General features: G+C 72.6%; 19 protein-coding genes. 15 read left to right on the top strand and 4 right to left on the bottom strand.

Annotation, left to right across the window (positions count from 1 at the left end; genetic code table 11):
• The first annotated feature begins 74 nt into the window (after positions 1-74).
• Positions 75-740 carry a lytic polysaccharide monooxygenase auxiliary activity family 9 protein gene (locus tag ABD331_RS04015; protein WP_344470866.1) on the top strand — a complete coding sequence of 222 codons (666 nt, stop codon included), beginning with the start codon at positions 75-77 and terminating at the stop codon, positions 738-740.
• A gap of 51 nt (positions 741-791) precedes the next feature.
• Here ABD331_RS04015 and sigJ read toward each other — a convergent pair whose 3' ends face one another.
• Positions 792-1,691 carry an RNA polymerase sigma factor SigJ gene (gene sigJ / locus ABD331_RS04010; protein WP_344470865.1) on the bottom strand — a complete coding sequence of 300 codons (900 nt, stop codon included), beginning with the start codon at positions 1,689-1,691 and terminating at the stop codon, positions 792-794.
• Positions 1,692-1,855: 164 nt separating this feature from the next.
• Here sigJ and ABD331_RS04005 point away from each other — a divergent pair, with 164 nt between their 5' ends.
• Complete coding sequence (locus tag ABD331_RS04005) at positions 1,856-2,218, top strand: hypothetical protein (protein ID WP_344470864.1); 363 nt, start codon at positions 1,856-1,858, stop codon at positions 2,216-2,218.
• A gap of 20 nt (positions 2,219-2,238) precedes the next feature.
• Entirely contained in the window at positions 2,239-3,405 is a 1,167-nt protein-coding gene (locus tag ABD331_RS04000) for an NAD(P)/FAD-dependent oxidoreductase (protein WP_344470863.1), read from the top strand.
• On the opposite strand, the gene ABD331_RS03995 is transcribed toward ABD331_RS04000, so the two are convergent.
• Complete coding sequence (locus tag ABD331_RS03995) at positions 3,402-4,418, bottom strand: LacI family DNA-binding transcriptional regulator (RefSeq protein ID WP_344470862.1); 1,017 nt, start codon at positions 4,416-4,418, stop codon at positions 3,402-3,404. The genes ABD331_RS04000 and ABD331_RS03995 overlap by 4 nt on opposite strands.
• 288 nt (positions 4,419-4,706) lie before the next feature.
• Between ABD331_RS03995 and ABD331_RS03990 the strand changes: the two genes are divergently transcribed.
• Genes ABD331_RS03990 through ABD331_RS03950 form a run of 9 tightly spaced genes read left to right on the top strand, consistent with a single transcriptional unit; the run spans position 4,707 to position 14,342 of the window.
• The gene (locus tag ABD331_RS03990) at positions 4,707-6,611 is read left to right on the top strand and encodes a primary-amine oxidase (protein ID WP_344470861.1); all 1,905 of its coding nucleotides are present in this window, start codon (positions 4,707-4,709) and stop codon (positions 6,609-6,611) included.
• A 14-nt stretch (positions 6,612-6,625) separates the two neighbouring features.
• Positions 6,626-8,242 carry an ABC transporter substrate-binding protein gene (locus ABD331_RS03985; protein WP_344470860.1) on the top strand — a complete coding sequence of 539 codons (1,617 nt, stop codon included), beginning with the start codon at positions 6,626-6,628 and terminating at the stop codon, positions 8,240-8,242.
• 2 nt (positions 8,243-8,244) lie between these two features.
• The gene (locus ABD331_RS03980; protein WP_344470859.1) at positions 8,245-9,213 is read left to right on the top strand and encodes an ABC transporter permease; all 969 of its coding nucleotides are present in this window, start codon (positions 8,245-8,247) and stop codon (positions 9,211-9,213) included.
• On the top strand, positions 9,210-10,028 hold the full coding sequence (locus ABD331_RS03975; protein ID WP_344470858.1) for an ABC transporter permease: 819 nt from the start codon (positions 9,210-9,212) through the stop codon (positions 10,026-10,028). The genes ABD331_RS03980 and ABD331_RS03975 overlap by 4 nt, the downstream gene beginning before the upstream one ends.
• Positions 10,025-10,981 carry an ABC transporter ATP-binding protein gene (locus tag ABD331_RS03970; RefSeq protein ID WP_344470857.1) on the top strand — a complete coding sequence of 319 codons (957 nt, stop codon included), beginning with the start codon at positions 10,025-10,027 and terminating at the stop codon, positions 10,979-10,981. The genes ABD331_RS03975 and ABD331_RS03970 overlap by 4 nt, the downstream gene beginning before the upstream one ends.
• Complete coding sequence (locus ABD331_RS03965) at positions 10,978-11,715, top strand: ABC transporter ATP-binding protein (protein WP_344470856.1); 738 nt, start codon at positions 10,978-10,980, stop codon at positions 11,713-11,715. Before ABD331_RS03970 ends, ABD331_RS03965 begins: the two co-directional genes overlap by 4 nt.
• Entirely contained in the window at positions 11,712-12,692 is a 981-nt protein-coding gene (locus ABD331_RS03960) for a P1 family peptidase (RefSeq protein WP_344470855.1), read from the top strand. Before ABD331_RS03965 ends, ABD331_RS03960 begins: the two co-directional genes overlap by 4 nt.
• Positions 12,693-12,696: 4 nt before the next feature.
• On the top strand, positions 12,697-13,281 hold the full coding sequence (locus ABD331_RS03955) for an FMN-binding negative transcriptional regulator (RefSeq protein WP_344470854.1): 585 nt from the start codon (positions 12,697-12,699) through the stop codon (positions 13,279-13,281).
• Positions 13,278-14,342 (top strand): C45 family autoproteolytic acyltransferase/hydrolase, encoded by a 1,065-nt coding sequence (locus tag ABD331_RS03950; protein WP_344470853.1) that lies wholly within the window; start codon positions 13,278-13,280, stop codon positions 14,340-14,342. Before ABD331_RS03955 ends, ABD331_RS03950 begins: the two co-directional genes overlap by 4 nt.
• A 3-nt stretch (positions 14,343-14,345) precedes the next feature.
• Here ABD331_RS03950 and ABD331_RS03945 read toward each other — a convergent pair whose 3' ends face one another.
• A complete protein-coding gene (locus ABD331_RS03945) occupies positions 14,346-15,509 on the bottom strand; it encodes an acyl-CoA dehydrogenase family protein (RefSeq protein ID WP_344470852.1) in 1,164 nt (387 codons plus the stop codon).
• A 66-nt stretch (positions 15,510-15,575) separates the two neighbouring features.
• Here ABD331_RS03945 and ABD331_RS03940 point away from each other — a divergent pair, with 66 nt between their 5' ends.
• Genes ABD331_RS03940 through ABD331_RS03930 form a run of 3 tightly spaced genes read left to right on the top strand, consistent with a single transcriptional unit; the run spans position 15,576 to position 18,786 of the window.
• The gene (locus ABD331_RS03940; RefSeq protein ID WP_344470851.1) at positions 15,576-17,009 is read left to right on the top strand and encodes an aldehyde dehydrogenase family protein; all 1,434 of its coding nucleotides are present in this window, start codon (positions 15,576-15,578) and stop codon (positions 17,007-17,009) included.
• Positions 17,006-18,127 carry a CaiB/BaiF CoA transferase family protein gene (locus ABD331_RS03935; RefSeq protein ID WP_344470850.1) on the top strand — a complete coding sequence of 374 codons (1,122 nt, stop codon included), beginning with the start codon at positions 17,006-17,008 and terminating at the stop codon, positions 18,125-18,127. The genes ABD331_RS03940 and ABD331_RS03935 overlap by 4 nt, the downstream gene beginning before the upstream one ends.
• Complete coding sequence (locus tag ABD331_RS03930) at positions 18,124-18,786, top strand: GntR family transcriptional regulator (protein ID WP_344470849.1); 663 nt, start codon at positions 18,124-18,126, stop codon at positions 18,784-18,786. Before ABD331_RS03935 ends, ABD331_RS03930 begins: the two co-directional genes overlap by 4 nt.
• Before the next feature lie 13 nt (positions 18,787-18,799).
• On the opposite strand, the gene ABD331_RS03925 is transcribed toward ABD331_RS03930, so the two are convergent.
• Positions 18,800-19,378 carry a hypothetical protein gene (locus ABD331_RS03925; RefSeq protein WP_344470848.1) on the bottom strand — a complete coding sequence of 193 codons (579 nt, stop codon included), beginning with the start codon at positions 19,376-19,378 and terminating at the stop codon, positions 18,800-18,802.
• Positions 19,379-19,530 lie beyond the last annotated feature (152 nt).

Raw genomic sequence — 19,530 nt, 5'->3', positions numbered from 1 at the left:
ACCCCGTCAGATACCGTCCCCCACCGGGAGCGCTCCCCACCACCGGACCCCCGACCGGAACACGGAGACCGCACATGCCCCACGTAGCACCACCCCGCCGGGCGAAGCGTGCCCTGATCCTGCTGATGTCCCTGGCGATGATCTTCACCGTCCCGCTGACCGGCACCGCCTCGGCGCACGGCTCGGTCGTCGACCCGGCCTCCCGCAACTACGGCTGCTGGCTGCGCTGGGGCAGCGACTTCCAGAACCCCACCATGGCGCAGTCGGACCCGATGTGCTGGCAGGCGTGGCAGGACAACACCAACGCCATGTGGAACTGGAACGGCCTCTACCGTGACGGCGTCGCCGGCAACCACCAGGGCGTCATCCCCAACGGCCAGCTCTGCAGCGCCGGTCAGACGCAGGACGGCCGCTACCGCTCCATGGACACGCCCGGGGCCTGGAAGACGACGAACCTCGGCAGCACGTTCGACATCCGCCTGACCGACCAGGCCTACCACGGCGCCGACTACATCCTCGTGTACATCACCCGCCAGGGTTACGACGCGACGACCACGCGGCTCGGGTGGAACCACCTGGAGCTGGTGCGGACGACGCCCAGGTACGCCCCCGCCGGCACGTACCCGATCACCGGGCTCAGCAAGGGCTCGCGCACCGGCCGGCACGTGGTCTTCACGGTGTGGAAGGCCTCGCACATGGACCAGACGTACTACTTCTGCAGCGACGTCAACTTCAGCTAGCCGCCCCGCTTCGGCCCCGCCCGGCACCCGCCCGGCGGGGTCGTCCGTGACTCAGGACGTCCACGACCGCAGCTTGTCGGGGTTGCGGACGGCCCAGATGCGGGTGACCCGATCGCCGGAGACCTCGAACGCGCACACCGTCACCGTGACGCCGTCGCGCTGCACGATCAGCCCCGGCAGCCCGTTGACCGTCCGCTCCAGGATCGTCACGTCCCCCAGCACGCCGGACAGCCTGGTGAACCCCTGCACGATCTGCTCCGCGCCCTCCACCGGCCGGATCAGGGTGCTGACGACGCCTCCGCCGTCGGCGATCACCGTGGCGCCGGGGTCGAGGAGGGAGATGAGGGCGTCGATGTCCTTGGCCTCCCAGGCGCGCTTGAAGTCGCGTACGACGTCGGCCTGCCGGGACGGCCTGGCCTGCGTCGAGGTCGGGGCCTGCGCGTCGCGGATGCGGCGGCGGGCGGAGGTGGCGAGCTGGCGGCAGGCGGCCGGGCTGCGGCCGACGATGTCGGCGACCTCGGCGAACGGGTAGCGGAAGACGTCGTGCAGGATGAACGCGACGCGCTCGGCCGGGGTCATCGACTCCAGCACGACGAGGAAGGCCATGTTGACCGACTCGTCGAGGGTGACCCGGTCGGCGGGGTCGCCGTTGGCCGCCTCGGGCAGGTCGGGGAGCGGCTCGGGGATCCACTCGCCCACGTACGTCTCGCGCCGGACCCGCGCCGAGGAGAGCACGTTGAGGCAGAGGCGGCCGGCCACCTTCGTCAGCCAGGCGCCCGGCGACTCGATGGCCTGCTGCTCCTCGCGCGACATGGCGTACCAGCGGGCGTAGGTCTCCTGGACGATGTCCTCGGCGTCGGCGAGTGAGCCGAGCAGGCGGTAGCCCAGGTTGATCAGGTGCCGCCGCTCGCTCATGATCACGCTCAGGGCTGGGTCGGTTTCGGTGCCCATGGTGTCGCTGACTCCCTTGCTCGTCTCCGGCTGCACCTATTCGACCGCAGAGCCCCGCGAACTGTGAGGGCGGGGTACTCACCTCACATTCCGGACGGCAGTCCTGTCGGACGTACTGGAGCCGAAAGGCGCAAGCAAGGTACGAGCCGAGAAGAGAACACCTCATGCCCACACCCACGACGACCACGTTCCTGCGTGTCGTGATCGCCCTGCAAACCCTGGCCGTCTTCGCCGCACCCGTCACCGCCGGGCTGCTGCTGACCACGCCCAACGGCCACGTGCTGCACAGCGCCTCGGCGTACACCGTGTTCGTCGTCGCGGTGGTGCACGTCCTCGCGGCGGTGCTGGCGTGGCGGCCCGGCGGCGGCTCGCCCAAGGCCATCCTGTACGCGGCCGGATTCCTGACGGCCACGTCGGCGCAGGTCGCGCTGGGCATCGCGCACCTGACGACGCTGCACATCCCGCTGGGCGTGCTGATGTTCGGCATGAGTCTCCTGCACCTCAGCCGCGTGCTGAAGAAATCGTGATCGAGAAGGGACCCCGCATCATGTCCACACCGCACAAGGTCGTCGTCATCGGCGGCGGTTACGCCGGCACGCTCGCGGCCAACCACCTGCGGATGCGCTCCGACACGCACATCACGCTGGTCAACTCCCGCCCGGAGTTCGTCGAACGCGTCCGGCTGCACCAGTACGTCGCCGGCACCGGCGAGGCCGCCGTCGACTACGGCACGCTGCTCGGCGAGGGCGTCGAGCTGGTCGTGGACAGCGCCGCGCGCATCGACACCGCCGCCCGCGAGGTACGGCTGGAGTCGGGCCGCGCCCTGGACTACGACTACGTCGTCTACGCGGTAGGCAGCGTCGGCGCGACGCCGTCGGGGGTGCCGGGCGCGGCCGAGTTCGCCCATGACATCGCCGAGTACGAGCCCGCGCGGCGGCTGCGCGCCAGGCTGGCCGAGCTGCCCGCCGACGCCGCGATCACCGTGGTCGGCGGCGGGCTGACCGGCATCGAGACGGCCGCCGAGCTGGCCGAGCAGGGGCGGCGGGTCACGCTGGTGTGCGGGCAGAGCCTGGCGCCGTCCTTCAGCACGGGAGGACGCCGGTACGTGTCCGGCTGGCTGTCGCGGCACGGCGTCGAGGTCGTCGAGGGCGCCGTGGCGAGCGAGGTCCTGCCGGACGCGGTCGTCCTGGACGACGGCTCCGAGCGGGCGAGCGCGCTGACGATCTGGGCGGCCGGCTTCGGGGTGCCGCAGCTCGCCGTCGCGAGCGGGCTGAGCACCGACGAGCTCGGCCGGCTGATCACCGACGAGACGCTGACCAGCGTGGACGACGACCGCATCGTCGCCGCGGGGGACGCCGCCGCGCCGTCGGGACGGGCCCTGCGGATGAGCTGCTACGCCGCCGGGCCGCTCGGCGCGCAGGCCGCCAACACCGTGCTGAGCCGCATCGAGGGCACCGAACCGAAGAAGATCAGCCTGGGCTTCTCCGGGGCGTGCGTCAGCGTCGGGCGGCGGGCCGGGATCCGGCAGTTCGCCCGCAAGGACGACACCGCGATCAACGTGTACGTGAGCGGCTGGGCGGGGGCCGCGATCAAGGAGCTGACCTGCAAGTTCGCGGTGGCCAGGATCCGTGGTGAGGCCCGGCGGCCGGGCTCGGCCAAGTGGGTGAAGGGCGACCCGCGTCCCGCGCGCAGCGAGATGACGGTGTCGCGTTAGATCGATGTCGAGGCGCGGATCTGCAGCTCGATGGGGTGCACCCGCTCCGTGCCCGTCTGTGCCGCGCCCGAAAGCAGCTCGAACAGCAGCTCGGCGCAGCTCGCCCCGGCCTCGCGGGGGCGCAGGTCGATCGCGGTGATGGGCGGGTCGGCCATTCGGGTGGCGGCGCTGTCCACGCACGAGGCGAGCAGCACCCCGCTGCCCGCCTCCCGCAGCAACGGCGCCACCTCGGTCGCGGCTCCCGCCGGAGCGCACACGAGCGCGTCCATCGGCGCCGCACGATCACCCGTCCTGAGCGCGTCCCCGGCGTTCGGGGTTGCGGCGAGGAGGGCGCGGGCGGCGGCGCGGATCTCGTCGCCCGTCGCGTCGAACGACACCCGCCGCACCAACGGCGCCACCCCGTGCGAGCCGCACCAGTCCAGATACCCCCGATGCACACTGCCCGCCCAGTCGCTCTCGTCCCCGGCCACGATGAGCCCCGGCCGCACCGCCCCGGCGCCCCGCAGGTGGTCGAGCAGCCGCCCCAGCATCGACGCGTGCTCCGACCACACCACCCCGTCGGCCTGCCGAGCCCCGGGGAACCGCTCGCACGACACCGTGGGCAGCCCGGTTGCCATGAGGCTCTCCACCACGGGGTCCCCGCCGAGCGGGTCGCCGAGCACGAGCCCGTCCACGCGGGGCGGCCGGGCGCGCCGCTGACCCGAGGTGATGAGCGTGACGTCGTAGTCGTGCCGCGCCGCCTGCTCCACCACGCCGAACACGAACGACATGTAGTACGAGGACCGGGTCAGCACCTCGGGCACGTGCAGCCCGATGGTGCCGGTGCTGGCCTTGCGCAGGTGCCGGGCCGAGCCGTTGGGCACGTAGCCGAGCCGTTCGGCCACCGCCACCACGCTTTCGCGGGTGCGCTCGGACACGCGTCCTGAGCCGCGCAGCGCGTCGGAGGCCGTCGTCTTGGACACCCCCGCCTCGCGGGCGACGGTGAGGATCGTGACCGGCTCGTCTGCTCGCACGCCCCGATGTGTGACCGGCTCGTCTGCGCGCACGCCCCGATGTGTGACCGGCTCGTCTGCGCGCCCGCCCCGATGTGTGACCGGCTCGTCTGCGCGCACGCCTCGACGCGTGACCGGCTCGTCTGCTCGCACGCCCCGATGGTAGCGGCCCATTCGCGCCTCTCTTCGAGCCCCTCGTCCGTAAACGATGTGTTTCGGCTGGGCTCCAGGTCTTGTGCCCCCCGTCGGTCGCCGTTAGGTTAGCGCGAAACTTGCCGGAACGTTCCGGCATCAGAAAGGGGCCGAACGTTGCACCTGTCCACCGGGAAGCATCCCCACCCTCTCGACCCGCTCGCCGCACAGGAGATCGACGAGGTCAGACGGGTTCTCATGGCGGAGGGCCTGCTGTCCGGCACCGTCCGGGTGGCCTATCTCGGGCTGGAGGAGCCGCCCAAGGGCCAGGTGCTCGCGTACGAGGACGGCGCCGCCCGTCCGGCGAGAAAGGCCCGCGCGCTCCTGCTGGACCTGGCCACCGAGGCCGCGCAGGACGTGGTCGTGTCCATCGGCGAGGGCCGGGTCGAGACGACCGCCCCGATCGACCCGCTGACCGACGGCCAGGTGCCGATGCTGGACGAGGAGCACGCCCTGGTCCGCCGGGTGCTCCGCGAGGACCCCGGCTGGGCCGAGGCGCTGGCCGCGCGGGGGATCGACGACCCCGCGCGGGTCTACCTCGCCGCGCTCAGCGCCGGCCACTTCGGGCTGGCGAAGGAGGAGGGCAGGCGGGTCGCCAGGGTGCTGGCGCACCTGATGCCGACCCCCGAGAGCCTCCCGTGGGCGCACCCCGTGGACGGCCTGGTCGCGTACGTCGACCTGGTCAAGGGCGAGGTGCTGGAGATCGTGGACACCGGCCCCCAGCCCATCCCGCAGGAGAGCGGCGACTACACCCAGGTCGAGCACCGCACCACGCAGAAGCCCATCCACATCACCCAGCCGGAGGGCCCGAGCTTCACGATCGACGGCCCGCTGGTCACCTGGGAGAAGTGGAGCCTGCGCCTCGGCTACGACATGCGCGAGGGCCTCACGCTGCACCGCATCGGCTTCGAGGACGACGGCCGCACCAGGCCGATCGTCTACCGGGCGTCGGTGGCCGAGATGGTCGTCCCGTACGGAGACCCGAGCCCGATCCGGTTCTGGCAGAACTACTTCGACACCGGCGAGTACCAGCTCGGCAAGCTCGCCAACTCCCTCGAACTCGGCTGCGACTGCCTCGGCGAGATCACCTACTTCGACGTCGTCGTCACCGACGGCGCCGGCGTGCCCAAGGTGATCAAGAACGCGATCTGCATGCACGAGGAGGACTACGGCGTGCTGTGGAAGCACACCGACCCCGCCAACGGCTCCAGGGAGACCCGCAGGCAGCGCCGCCTGGTGATCTCGTTCTTCGTCACCGTCGGCAACTACGACTACGGCTTCTACTGGTACCTCTACCTCGACGGCGCCATCGAGCTGGAGGTCAAGGCCACCGGCATCGTCTTCACCGGCGCCTACGACGAGCGGGCCGCCCCGTACGCGTCGCAGGTCGCCCCGGGGCTGGCGGCGCCGTACCACCAGCACCTGTTCAGCGCCAGGCTCGACATGACCGTGGACGGCGTGGCCAACGCCGTGGACGAGGTCGAGGCCAGGCCGCTGGAGAGCCCGTACGGCAGCGCGTTCGGCCGCACCGCCACCCGGCTGCGCACCGAACGGGAGGCCAGGCGCGACGCCGACCTGAAGGCGGAGCGCACCTGGCACGTCGTCAACCCCGAGGTGCGCAACCGCCTCGGCGGCTCTGTCGGCTACGCGCTGTACCCCGAGGGCAAGCCGACCTTGATGGCCGCCGAGGGCTCCAGCATCCACAGCAGGGCCGAGTTCGCGACCAACCACCTGTGGGTCACCCGCTACCACCCCGCGGAGCGCTATCCCGCCGGCGACCTGGTGAACCAGCATCCCGGCGGCGCGGGCCTGCCCGACTACACCAGGGCCGACCGCGACATCGACGGGCAGGACATCGTGCTGTGGCACACGTTCGGCCTGACGCACTTCCCCCGCACCGAGGACTGGCCGATCATGCCGGTCGACACCTGCGGGTTCGTACTCAAGCCGGTCGGCTTCTTCGACCGGAACCCCACGCTCGACGTCCCGCCGAGCGCCTCCCAACGCTCATCCTGCCACTAGAGGAGAAGAGGCCCATGCGTCCCATACGCCTGGCCTGCGGTGTCGCGGCAGCCCTGCTGGCATCGGCCTGCGCCGCCACCGGAACGACCACCACCCCGACGGCCGCCGCCCAGGAGACCGCCGCCCCCGGCTATCTCGCCGTCGCCGACGAGGCCCTCGCCAAGGGCGGCGCGCTCAACCTTCAGGTGCACATCGACAGCGGCGCGGCCACGGGCTACGACCCGCAGCTCGCCGACGTGGCCACCACCTGGCAGCTCCTGTCGCTGTCGTACGAGACGCTGGTCACGGTGGGCCCCGACTTCAGCGTCCAGCCGCTGCTCGCCGAGAAGTGGGACACCCCCGACGACCGGACGTACGTCTTCCACCTGCGCAAGGGGGTGACGTTCTCGAACGGCAGGGCGATGACGGCCGACGACGTGGTGGGCAGCCTCAAGCGGCTGCTGGCCTCGAAGGGCGTGTGGGCCGGCCAGCTCGGCCCGGTCGAGGAGGTCGTCAAGGACGGCGACGACCAGGTCAAGGTCACGCTGAAGGAGCCGTACACGCCGTTCCTGGCGTCGCTGGCCAACGTGCCCGCCGCGATCCTGCCGATGAAGGAGATCGACGACAAGTCGGTCGATCCGGCGACCACGCTGCTCGGCACCGGCCCGTACGTGGTGGACAACCACCGCCAGGACGTGTCGTGGACGTTCAAGCGCAACGAGAAGTACTGGAACCAGGGCAAGCCCGCCGCCGACACCCTCAACATCACGATCGCCCCTGAGGAGGCCGCCCGCATCGCGGCCCTGCAGAACGGCAGCGCCGCCCTGGCCACGCTGGGCAACGTGGACTCCGGGACGATGCTGGCCGGCGCGAAGGACGTCAAGGTCGTCACCCAGGCGACCACGGACTTCTACTACCTGATGCTCAACAGCCTGAAGCCGGGCTCCAAGCTGGCCGACCCGAAGGTGCGCCAGGCGATCAACATCGCCCTCGACACCAAGCAGATCGCCGAGGTGGCGCTCGGCGGCAAGGGCAAGCCGACCGCCGTCACCCCGGCGGGCCTGCCGGGCTCCTGCGACCCGGCCGCGCTGCCGTCGGCCGCGAAGAGCGTGGACGAGGCCAAGCAGCTCCTGGCCGAGGCGGGGGCGCAGAACCTGTCGTTCACGCTGACCATCTTCAACACCGAGCCGGCCCCCGCCGTCGCCCAGGTGATCCAGCAGAACCTCCAGCAGGCCGGCATCACCGTCAAGATCGAGCAGATGGACGAGGCGAGCTGGTCGGGCAAGGTGTACGGCAAGGCGCCCGCCGAGTTCGACGCCGCCCTGTCGTGGTTCGCCGGCTACGCCGACCCCGGCATGGTCACCAAGTGGTGGAACCCGGAGACGGCCGGCTTCAACGTCGGCTTCATGAAGCCGGACCCCGAGCTGAACAAGCTGATCGACACGGCCAACAAGCTGACGGGCGACAGGGAGAAGGCGCTGGCCGACGTCTGCGCCAAGGCCGACGCCGACGCGCAGATGATCCCGCTGGTCACCCGCCCGGCCACGGTCGCCTACCGGGGCGACCAGCTCAGCCCGAGCCTGTACGCCACCGAGGGCTACGGCAACGTGCTGCGCCTGGTCGCCGACGCCCGCGTGAAGAAGTCGCAGTAACCATGCGGTTGCTGATGTGGTGGTCCGGCCGGGCGCTCAGCTCGGCCGCCACGCTCCTGGGCGTCTCCGTGCTGATCTTCGCCGCCGTGCGCCTGATGCCCGGCGGCTTCGCGGAGACCGTGCTCGGGCCGTTCGCCACCGCCGGGCAGAAGGCGGAGCTGGCCGCCCGCTACGGGCTCGACCAGCCGGTCTTCATGCAGTACGGGCACTGGCTGGGCGCCGTCGCCGGCGGCGACTTCGGCGTCTCCATGATCAGCCGCCAGCCGGTCGGCGCGGAGCTGCTGGCCCGCCTGCCGGTGACGGCCGAGCTGACCGTGCTGGCGGTGGCCGCGAGCGTGCTGCTCGGCGTGCCGCTGGGCGTCCTCACCGCCGTCCGCGCCCGCCCGGACGGCGGCGGGGCCGCGGGACGGCTGCTCAGCGGCCTGGGCGTGAGCGTGCCGGAGTTCGTGCTGGGCAGCCTGGTGGTGTTCGTCTTCTCCAGGTACGCCCTGGGCCTGGAGGTCGGCACCTGGACGCCGCTCACCCAGGACCCGGCCGCGAACCTGGCCACGATGATCCTGCCCGCGGCCGTCCTGTCCGTCTTCTCCATCTCGGTGACCGCCAGGACGACCCGCGACGCGGTCATGGGCGTGCTGGTCGAGCCGTACGTGACGGCCGCCGTCGGGCGCGGCGAGTCGCCGTGGTTCATCGTCAGGCACCACATCCTGCGCAACGCCGCCACCCCCGTGGTCACGCTCATCGGCACGACCACGGCGTACCTGCTGGGCGGCGCGCTCATCGTGGAGCACGTGTTCAACCTGCCGGGCGTCGGCTCCTACATCGTGCAGGCCGTCGGCCGCCGCGACTACGCGGTCGTGCAGGCGGGGGTGCTGCTCGCGGCGGGCGTGTTCATCGTCATGAACGTGCTGATCGACCTGCTCGTCGGAGTGATCGACCCCCGGCTGGGCGTCATGGCGGGGAGGCGCTCATGAGGAGGCTGGACAGATTGTCCGCCGGCGGGCTCGCCGTGCTGGCCGTGCTGGTGCTGTTCGCGCTGGGCTCGCTGGCCGGCGCGGGGGGAGATCCGGACGCGATCGTCGGCCCGCGCCTGCAACCGCCGGGGCCCGGCTGGTGGCTGGGGACCGACAACCTGGGCCGCTCGGTGCTGCCCCGCGTGATGGAGGGCGTCGGCACCACGCTGCTGCTCTCCTCGATCGCCGTGCTGCTCACGGCGGTGTTGAGCGCGGCGTTCGGCATCCTCGCCGGATACCGTGGCGGTTACCTGAACGAGCTGGTGATGCGCCTGGTGGAAGTGCTCTACTCCTTCCCTGCCATCGTGCTGGCCATTCTGGTCGCGGCCGTGCTCGGCCCCGGGCAGACGGCGGCGCTGGCCAGCATCGTGCTGGTGACGATCCCGCTGATGACCCGGCTGGTGCGGGGCGCCGCCGTGGCCGTCTCGCAGCGCGACTACGTCACCTCCGCCGTCATCAGCGGCGCCCGGCTGCCGCGCGTGCTCGTCCGGCACGTGCTGCCGAACGTGGCCGGCACGATCGCCGTGCAGGGCACGTACGCGCTGTCGGTCGGCATCGCGGTCGAGGGCGGGCTGAGCTTCCTCGGCTTCGGGGTGCAGCCGCCGCAGGCCTCGCTCGGGGTGCTCATCCAGCAGGGCGGCACGTACATGATCGCCGCGCCCTGGCTGATCCTCGGCCCAGGCGTGGTGCTCGTGGCCGCGATCCTGGCGATCAACGTGGTCGGCGACGGGCTGCGCGACCGGCTCGAACCCCGAGAGACGAGGTCACTGACATGAGCCTGCTCTCCGTACGGAACCTGGTGATCGACTACGCCCGCACCCGTGCGCTCGACGGCGCCGACCTGGAGGTGGCGCAGGGGGAGACGGTCGGGCTGGTCGGCGAGAGCGGGTCGGGCAAGTCCACGCTCGGCTCCGCCGTCGGCCGCCTGCTGCCGCGGGCCGCGCGGCGCACCGAGGGCGAGGTGACGGTGGCCGGCGAGCCGGTGTTCGACCTGCCGGACGCCAGGCTGCGGCACCTGCGCAGGAAGCATCTCGGGTTCGTCTTCCAGGACCCGATCGGCTCGCTCGACCCGACCATGCGCGTCGGCGACCAGCTCAAGCTCGTGCTCGGGCGCGGCGGCGACGTGCGCTTCCACCTCGGACGGGTCAGGCTCGACGACCCGCGCGTGCTGCGCGCCTACCCGCACCAGCTCTCCGGCGGCATGGCGCAGCGGGTGGCGATCGCGATGGCCATGGCCACCTCGCCCGAGCTGCTCGTCGCCGACGAGCCGACCGCCGCGCTGGACAGCCAGGTGCGCGAGGAGGTGTCGAACGTGATCTTCTCGCTGGCCGCCGAGGCGGGCACGAGCATCCTGTGGCTCAGCCACGACCTGCCCGCCGTGGCCCGCCGCTGCGATCGGGTCGCCGTCATGTACGGGGGCCGTGTCGTCGAGTCCGGCCCCGCCCGCGAGGTGCTGGGCAACCCCGCCCATCCCTACACGGCGGCGCTGGCCGGCTCCGCGCCCGCCGCCGCGGCCCATGGCGTGCGCCTGGAGCCCGTGCCGGGCCGCCCGCCGGTGCTCACGGGCGCGTCCCCGGGCTGCGCCTTCGCGCCGCGCTGCGCGTTCGCCGAGGAACGCTGCGAGCACGAGCGCCCTGCGCCGGTCCGGATCCGCGAGCAGGACGTGCTCTGCCACAGAGCCGCAGACCTCCAGGACGAGCTCACGAAGCACGAGGAGGTGAGCGCGTGATCCTCGAACTCGACGACGTCACCGTCACCTTCGCGGCGGGCCCGCCGTTCCGCCGCATCCACCTCGACGCCATGCGGCGCGTCTCGCTCCAGGTCGCCGAGGGGGAGACGCTCGGCCTGGTCGGCGAGTCCGGCTCAGGCAAGACGACCACCAGCCGGGTCGCGCTCGGCCTGCAACGCCCCACGTCCGGCACGGTCAGGTTCGACGGCCGCCCGTTCCCGAAGCGGCGGCGCGAGCTGGCCGGCCGCATGCAGGCCGTGCTCCAGCACCCGCACTGGTCGCTGAACCCGCGCATGCGCGTCGGCCAGAGCGTCGCGGAGCCGCTGGACGTGCTCGGCCGCACGGAGCGCAACGCCGTCACCGAGATGCTGGAGCACGTCGGCCTGGGCGCCGACTTCGCCGACCGCTACCCGCACGAGCTGTCGGGCGGCCAGCGCCAGCGCGTCTCGATCGCCCGCGCCCTGGTCACGAGGCCAGGCTTCATCGTCTTCGACGAGGCCGTCAGCGCGCTGGACGTCTCCGTCCAGGTGCAGATCCTCAACCTGATCAAGGACCTGCAGGCGGAGTACGGCTTCAGCGCCCTGTTCATCTCGCACGACCTCGGCGCGGTCCGCTACGTCGCCGACCGGATCGCCGTCATGCGCGGCGGCGAGGTCGTCGAGACGGCCGACACCCGCACCTTCTACACCGCACCCGCCCACGAGTACTCGAAGCAACTGTTGGAGGCCCTATGACCACCGAGCACCGGCTCGCGACGCCGTCGGCGTTCGCGCCAGGCGTCCCGCGCAACGCGGACCTGCCGCTGACCCCGCAGCCCAGCCCGGGGCGCGGCTCGGTCGCGTTCGACCTGCCGGGCGTGCGCGTGGGCACCGCCGAGTACGGCGAGGGCCCGACCGGCTGCACCGTGATCCACCTGCCCAAGGGCGCCCGCACGGCGGTGGACGCGCGCGGCGGCGCGGTGGGCATGAGCGGCGGCTACGACTACAACCACGCCATCTGCCTGGCGGGCGGCTCGGTGTACGGGCTGGCCGCGGCGGCGGGCGTCAGCGACGAGCTGCTGTCGCAGCGCGACAACCTCACCAAGTGGGACGAGCTGCAACTGGTGTCCGGGGCGGTGATCTACGACTTCTCCTGCCGCGACACCGCCGTCTACCCGGACGCCGAGCTGGGCAGGGCCGCGGTGCGGTGGGCGAAGGAGGGCGAGTTCCCGGTGGGCCGGTGCGGCGCGGGGCGCACGGCGAGCGCGGGGAAGGTGGACTTCGGCCGGGCCGAGTTCGCCGGGCAGGGCGCCGCGTTCGGCACGTTCGGCGAGATCAAGGTGCTGGTCGCGACCGTGGTCAACTCGGTGGGCGCGGTGATCGACCGGCAGGGCCGGGTCGTGCGCGGCAACTACCACGCCGAGCTGGGCGAGCGCCGCCACCCCAGCGCCGACTACGCCGAGCTGACCGAGGCGCCGGCCGTCATGGGCAACACGACGCTGACCGTGATGGTCACCAACGTGAAGCTGTCGGACGTCGAGCTGCTGCAGGTGGGCCGCCAGGTGCACAGCTCGATGCACCGGGGCATCCAGCCGTTCCACACGCTGACCGACGGCGACACCATGTTCGCCATGACGACCGACGAGGTCGAGCTGGCGGGGGTCAAGCCCACGGGTCTGGGCACGCTGGCCTCCGAGGTCGCGTGGGACGCCATCCTGAGCGCGGCGGAGTAGCGGCATGTGGACGTCCCCTCGTTACGGGGCCAAGGATCCCGCCGACGAGACCCGGCTCATCAGGGAGAACCCGTTCGCCCTGGTCGTCAGCACGGCCGACGGCGTGCCCACGGCCACGCACGTGCCCGTCCTGCTGGGGGAGGAGGGCACGCTGGTCGGGCACATGGCGCGGGCCAACCCGCAGTGGCGCTCCTTCGAGTCCTCGCCCGAGGTGCTCGTGGTCTTCTCAGGGCCGCACGGCTACGTCTCGCCCACCGTGTACGGCACCGATCCGGCCGTGCCGACCTGGGACTACGCGGCCGTGCACGTGACCGGGCGGGTGGAGCTGCTGGACGACGCGCTGGAGGTGGTGGAGGCCACGGTGGCGGCGGCGGAGTCGCTGCGCTCGCCGTCCTGGGAGCCGTCGCCCGCCTCCCGGGAGAGGTTCCGCGAGCTGCTGCCCGGGGTAGTGGCCTTTCGCGTACATGTTCGTACGCGGCAGAGCGTGTTCAAGCTGAGCCAGGACATCGACGCCGAGCGGTACGCCCGCGTCCGCGCCTCCGCCGCCGCCGAGAACCCGAGGCTCGCCGAGTTGATGGACAGGTCATGACATTTCCCACGTTCACCTCCAGCCAGACCGACCCCCGTGCCCGTGGCAAGGAGCTGGGCACGCACCTGCGCGAGCAGGTCACCGCCAATCTGACCGGCTACACCGACCTGTTCACCGTGGCCGGCGCCACCGCCGGGCAGGTGCGCGCGTGGGGCGAGCGGGCCCTGGAGGCCAGTGCCGCCTGGGCGCCCCCGCTGGCCGAGGAGATCGCCGGCATCGCGGCGGGCGCGGGGCTCGATCCGTGGCAGGTGGCCGTGGTCAACGCCCGCACCGAGATCCTGGCCGGCATCGACATGGTCGGCCACGGCGAGTGCTCGACGTCCGTGGTGCTGCCGAAGGACGGGCCGCCGCGCACGGTGCAGACCTGGGACTGGCACGACCACCTGCGCGACGCGCCGGTGCTGTGGGAGTACGAGCAGGCCTCGGGGCGGGTCGTGCGCACGTTCACCGAAGCGGGCACGCTGGCCAAGATCGGCGTCACCTCGGCGGGCCTCGGCGTGCACTTCAACATCCTGCGCCACGACTCCGACAGCGCCGACCTGGGTGTGCCCGTGCACCTGATCGCCCGCCGCATCCTCGACGAGGCGTCCACCGTCGAGGAGGCGACCGAGATCGCCCGCTCCGCCAGGGTGTCGGCCTCGACCGTCATCACCGTCGTCACCGAGAGCCAGGCGGCCTCGATCGAGATCTCCCCGGCCGGGGTGGCCGCCATCCCGCCCGGCCCCGACGGCGTCCTGCTGCACTGCAACCACTTCCTCGACCCCGATCTGGCGGCGGGGGAGCGGCACGCCACCGAGCGGCCGGGCACCTACCGCCGGATGCGGCACCTGGAGGAGCACGTCGAGGGCCTGAGCGTCGCCGACGTGAACGGCCGGGCGCTGGCCATGCTCAGCCACGAGCCCGACGGCGCGCCCGTCTGCGCCCACCCCGACCTCTCCCAGCCGATCAACCAGCGCTGGGAGACGGTGGCGACGATCGGCCTCGACCTGCCGGCCGGGCGGCTGCGGGTGCACCAGGGCGGGCCCTGCCAGGTCACCGAGGCGACCTGGCAGACCTGCTGAGTGTCACTTGAAGGCGGCGATGCCGGTCAGCGCCTTGCCGATGACCAGCGAGTGGATCTCGGAGGTTCCCTCGTAGGTCAGCACCGACTCCAGGTTCACGGAGTGCCTGATCACCGGGTACTCCAGGGTGATGCCGCTCGCGCCGAGCAGCGTGCGGCACTTCCTGGCGATCTCCAGGGCCTCGCGCACGTTGTTCAGCTTGCCGGCGCTCACCTGCTCGGGGGTGAGCGTGCCGGCCTCCTTCAGCCGGCCCAGGTGGACGGCCAGGAGCAGGCCCTTGCCCAGCTCCAGCGCCATGTCCGCGAGCTTCTCCTGGGTGAGCTGGTACGACGACAGCGGCTTGGCGAACACCTCGCGGTCGGCCGCGTACGCGATGGCCGTCTCCAGGCAGTCGAGCGCCGCGCCCATCGCGCCGAACACGATGCCGAACCTGGCCTCGTTCAGGCAGCCCAGCGGCCCGGACAGGCCCCTGGCGCCGGGCAGTATGGCCTCGGCCGGCAGGCGCACGCCGTCGAGCACCAGCTCGCTGGTCACGCTCGCGCGCAGGGAGATCTTGTGCTTGACGTCGTTGACGGTGAAGCCCGGCGTGCCGGCCGGGACCAGGAAGCCCCTGACGCCCTCGTCCGTGCGCGCCCAGACGACCGCCACGTCCGACACCGAGCCGTTGGTGATCCACAGCTTGGTGCCGTTCAGCACCCAGTCGCCGCCCTCGCGCTTGGCCGTGGTGCGCATGCCGCCCGGGTCGGAGCCGAAGTCGGGCTCGGTCAGGCCGAAGCAGCCGATGCGCTCGCCGGCCGCCATCGCGGGCAGCCACTCCTGCTTCTGCTCCTCGCTGCCGTACTTCCAGATCGCGTACATGGCGAGGGAGCCCTGCACGGAGACCAGGCTGCGCAGGCCGGAGTCGGCGGCCTCCAGCTCCAGGCAGGCCAGGCCGTAGGAGACGGCGCCCAGGCCGGCGCAGCCGTACCCGTCGAGGTGCATGCCGAGCACGCCGACCGAGCCGAGCGTGCGGGCCAGCTCGCGCGCGGGCAGCTCGCCCGCCTCGAACCAGCCGGCGACGTGCGGCCGGATCTCCCGGTCGCACACGCGCCTGACCGTGCTCCTGATCTCGCGTTCCTCCTCGGTCAGCAGCGTGTCCAGGGCGAACAGGGCGGTGGGTGCGATCATCGGCGATCTCCGTATTTTGGATCCAATATTGAAAATCCAATATGGCACAGTTAGGGTGCGTTGACCATGGACGTTCTGAATCTCATCGGTGGCCGCTGGGCCGAGGGGGACGGCGAGGAGTTCGCCGACACCAACCCCGCGCGGCCCTCCGAGGTCGTGGCGCGCGGCCGGTTCGCCTCCGCGCGCGAGGTGGAGCGGGCGATCGCCGCGGCGCGCGACGCCGCGCCCGGCTGGGCCGCCACCCCGCACCACGCCCGCGCCGCCGTGCTGACGGGGGCCGCCGACCTCGTGGACGCGAGCGCCGGCGACTGGGGCGCCGAGCTGGCCCGCGAGGAAGGCAAGACGCTCGCCGAGGCCGTCGCCGAGGTCAGGGGCGCCGCCCGCATCCTGCGCTACTACGCGAGCGAGGCCGACAGGGAGAGCGGCGAGGTCTTCGCCTCCCCGCGCCCCGGCGAGAGCGTGCTCGTCGTCCGCAAGCCCATCGGCGTCGCCGGGCTCATCACGCCGTTCAACTTCCCGATCGCCATCCCCGCCTGGAAGATCGGCCCCGCGCTGACGTACGGCAACACCGTGGTGTGGAAGCCGTCCTCGCTGGTGCCGCTGCTGGCCTACCGCCTCGCGCGGGCGCTCGCCGACGCCGGGCTGCCCGACGGGGTGCTCAACCTCGTGTACGGCGAGGGCGAGGTCGGTTCGGCCATCGTCGACCACCCCGGCGTGGACGCCGTGTCGTTCACCGGGTCCACCGCCGTCGGCCAGGCCGTCATCGCCCGCTGCGGCGAGCTGGGCAAGCCGGTGCAGACCGAGATGGGCGGCAAGAACGCCTCCGTCGTGCTCGCCGACGCCGACCTCGACCACGCCGCCGAGCAGGTCTGCCTCGGCGCGTTCCGGTCCACCGGGCAGAAGTGCACGGCCACCTCGCGGCTCATCGTGGCCTCGCAGGTGGCCGACGAGCTGCTCGAACGGGTGGCGGAACGGGCCTCCAAGCTCGTCGTCGGCGACCCGCTGTCACCCGAGGTGGAGATGGGCCCGCTGGTCAGCTCGGCCGCGCGCGACCGGGTGGCGGCCGGGGTCCGGCAGGCCGTGGACGAAGGCGCCAAGCCGCTGGCCGGCGCCGCGCCGCTGGAGCGCGAAGGCTGGTTCGTCCCGCCCACCCTGCTCGACCTGCCCGGAACCGGGGTGGACTTCTGGCGCACCGAGCTGTTCGGGCCCGTCGTCGGGGCCGTGCGGGCGTCCAGCGCCGAGGAGGCGCTCGGGCTGGCCAACCTCAGCGAGCACGGCCTGTCCGCCGCCGTCTTCACCCGCGACCTCGGGGTCGCGCTGTCGGCGGTGGACCGGCTGGAGGTGGGCGTGCTGCACGTCAACTCCGAGTCCGCGGGGACGTTCCCGTACGTGCCGTTCGGCGGCGCCAAGCAGAGCGGGTTCGGGCCCAAGGAGCAGGGACGGGCCGCCAGGGAGTTCTACACCCGCACCGTCACCGTCTACCTGGGGTCGCCGGCGTGAGCGGCGCGCTCTCCGGGCTGCTCGTCGCCGACTTCAGCCGGGTGCTCGCCGGGCCCTACTGCACCATGCTGCTCGCCGACCTGGGGGCCGAGGTGGTCAAGGTCGAACGGCCGGGGACCGGCGACGACACCCGCGCCTGGGGGCCGCCGTACGCGGGCGGCGACGCCACGTACTTCCTGGCCGTGAACCGCAACAAACGCTCCGTCGCCCTTGACCTGCGGGCCGACGCCGAGGCGGCCCGCGCCCTGGCGGCGCGCGCCGACGTGCTCGTGGAGAACTTCAAGCCGGGGACGATGGAGCGGCTCGGGCTGGGGTACGAGGCGCTGCGGGAGCTCAACCCCGGGCTGGTGTACTGCTCGATCACCGGGTTCGGGTCGGGGGCCGGAGCAGGGCTGCCCGGGTACGACCTGATCGCGCAGGCCGTGGGCGGGCTGATGAGCGTCACCGGCGAGCCGGAAGGGCCGGGGACGAAGGCGGGCGTGGCGCTGGTGGACGTGATCACCGGGCTGCACGCCGCCCTGGGCGTCATGGCCGCCCTGCGTCACAGGGACACCTCCGGAGCCGGTCAGCATGTGGAGGTCTCCCTCCTGTCGTCGCTGCTGTCGGCGCTCACCAACCACGCCTCCGCCTACGCCGCCGCCGGGGTCGTCCCCCGCGCCATGGGCAACCGGCACCCGAGCATCGTCCCCTACGAGGTGTTCCAGGCCGCCGACCGGCCGATCGTGATCGCGGCCGGGAACGACCGCCAGTACCAGGCCCTGTGCGCCGCCCTGGACCGCCCCGGCCTCGCGGGCGACCCCCGCTACGCCACCAACGCCGCCAGGGTGGCCGCCCGCGAGCCCCTGGTCGCGGACCTGAACGCGGCCCTCGCCGAACGCACGGCCGACGACTGGTTCGAGCGGCTCACGGCGGCCGGGGTGCCGTGCGGCCCGATCAACGACCTGGCCGCCGCCTTCACCCTGGCCACCGACCTCGGCCTGGAACCCGCCGTCGAGCTCGACGGCGTCGGCCAGGTCGCCCACCCCATCCGGCTCAGCGCCACCCCGCCCTCCTACCACCGCCCGCCGCCCGCGCTCGGGCAGGACGACGGGTGGCTCCGTGAGATATTGGACCGGTGAGTCCGGACGAGGCCCGACGCAGGCCGCCCACCGCCCAGCAGTTCGTGCTGGGCGAGCTGCGCCGGGCCATCACCACCGGCCGCCTCCGCCCCGGCGCCCCCATCAGGCAGGACGCGCTGGCCGAGGAGCTGCAGGTCAGCCGGGTGCCGCTGCGGGAGGCGCTCAAGACCCTCGAAGGTGAGGGGCTGGTCACGTACAAGCCGCACAAGGGCTACTGCGTCGCCGTGTTGTCGCTCGACGATCTGCGCGAGGTCTACCGCATCCGCGAGCTGCTGGAGGAGGAGGCCGTGCGCGCGGCGGTGGCCCGGCTCACCGACGACGACCTCGGCCGGATCGAGGCGGCGCAGGAGGAGGTCGAGCGGGCCGCCGCGGCGGGTGACGTCGCGGCCATGGCGTCGGCCAACCGCACGTTCCACATGACGTTGTTCGACTGCGCGGGGATGCCCCGGCTGGCCCGGCTGATCAGGACGTTGTGGGACACCACCGACGCCTACCGGTCGATGTACTACGGCGACGCGGGCAACCGGGAACGGGTGGTCAAGGAGCATCGGGCCGCGCTCGACGCGTTGCGGCGCCGCTCCGCCGACGAGGCCGTGACCACGCTCAACGTCCACCGTGATCACGCGGTCGCCGAGCTGCAGCCACTCCTGGACACCTGAACACGGGGCACTGTCAGCGCAGGGGGAGGGCCGAGAGGTGCTCACCCCGGTGCCCGAGCAGCTCCACCGCCACGTCCGCCCGCCCCGCCCGCCACGCCAGCGCCTGCAACCCGTGCTCCGGCACCATGACGTCATGCCCCCCGAGCCGCACCATCCCCACCTCGGCCGACAGCCGCACGATCCCGTAGCGGACCCACCGGTAGGGGCGGCGCAGCCACGGCACCGGGCTGGCGTTGTAGCGGGCGCTCTCCCCGGTGTGGGCGTGCCCGCTGAGCGCGGCGGACCCGGGACGCGGGCGCAGCACGTTCTCGTCCGCCGGGTCGGCCGCGACGGTGCTGCCCGTGCGCAGGGTCCACCGGCCGCCGCGCTTCGGGGACAGCAGCCACACGTCCAGCCAGAACGACCCCACCCCGTCGAGCCGGGCGAAGGCCGTGGCCGCCAGGTGGTCGCCGACGTACAGGGAGAGGGGGGTGAAGCGGTGCCGGCCGCCGAGCGTCTCCGGCAGCTCCTTGGGCAGGCCGTTCGTGATGAGACGGCGGCTCTCGGTGGCAGGCGTGTACCCCAGGTACTCGGCACGGTCCACAAGCCTCATCGGACCTCCTGGCTCGCGGTCGCCGGCGCGCGGCCGGGGACGGTGGTGCTCCCGGCCGCCGCGTAGCGCTTCCTCCCGATGGTGACGTCCGTCAGCGGGCGCGCATAGCCCCTCTGGGGGTGACCTGTCCGCGGGGCCCGCGTGGCGCTCCT

This window comes from Nonomuraea monospora (assembly GCF_039531895.1).
Classification (GTDB): domain Bacteria; phylum Actinomycetota; class Actinomycetes; order Streptosporangiales; family Streptosporangiaceae; genus Nonomuraea; species Nonomuraea monospora.
The sequence above is the reverse complement of the archived record's forward strand: the minus strand, read 5'-3'. Positions and strand labels throughout refer to the sequence as shown.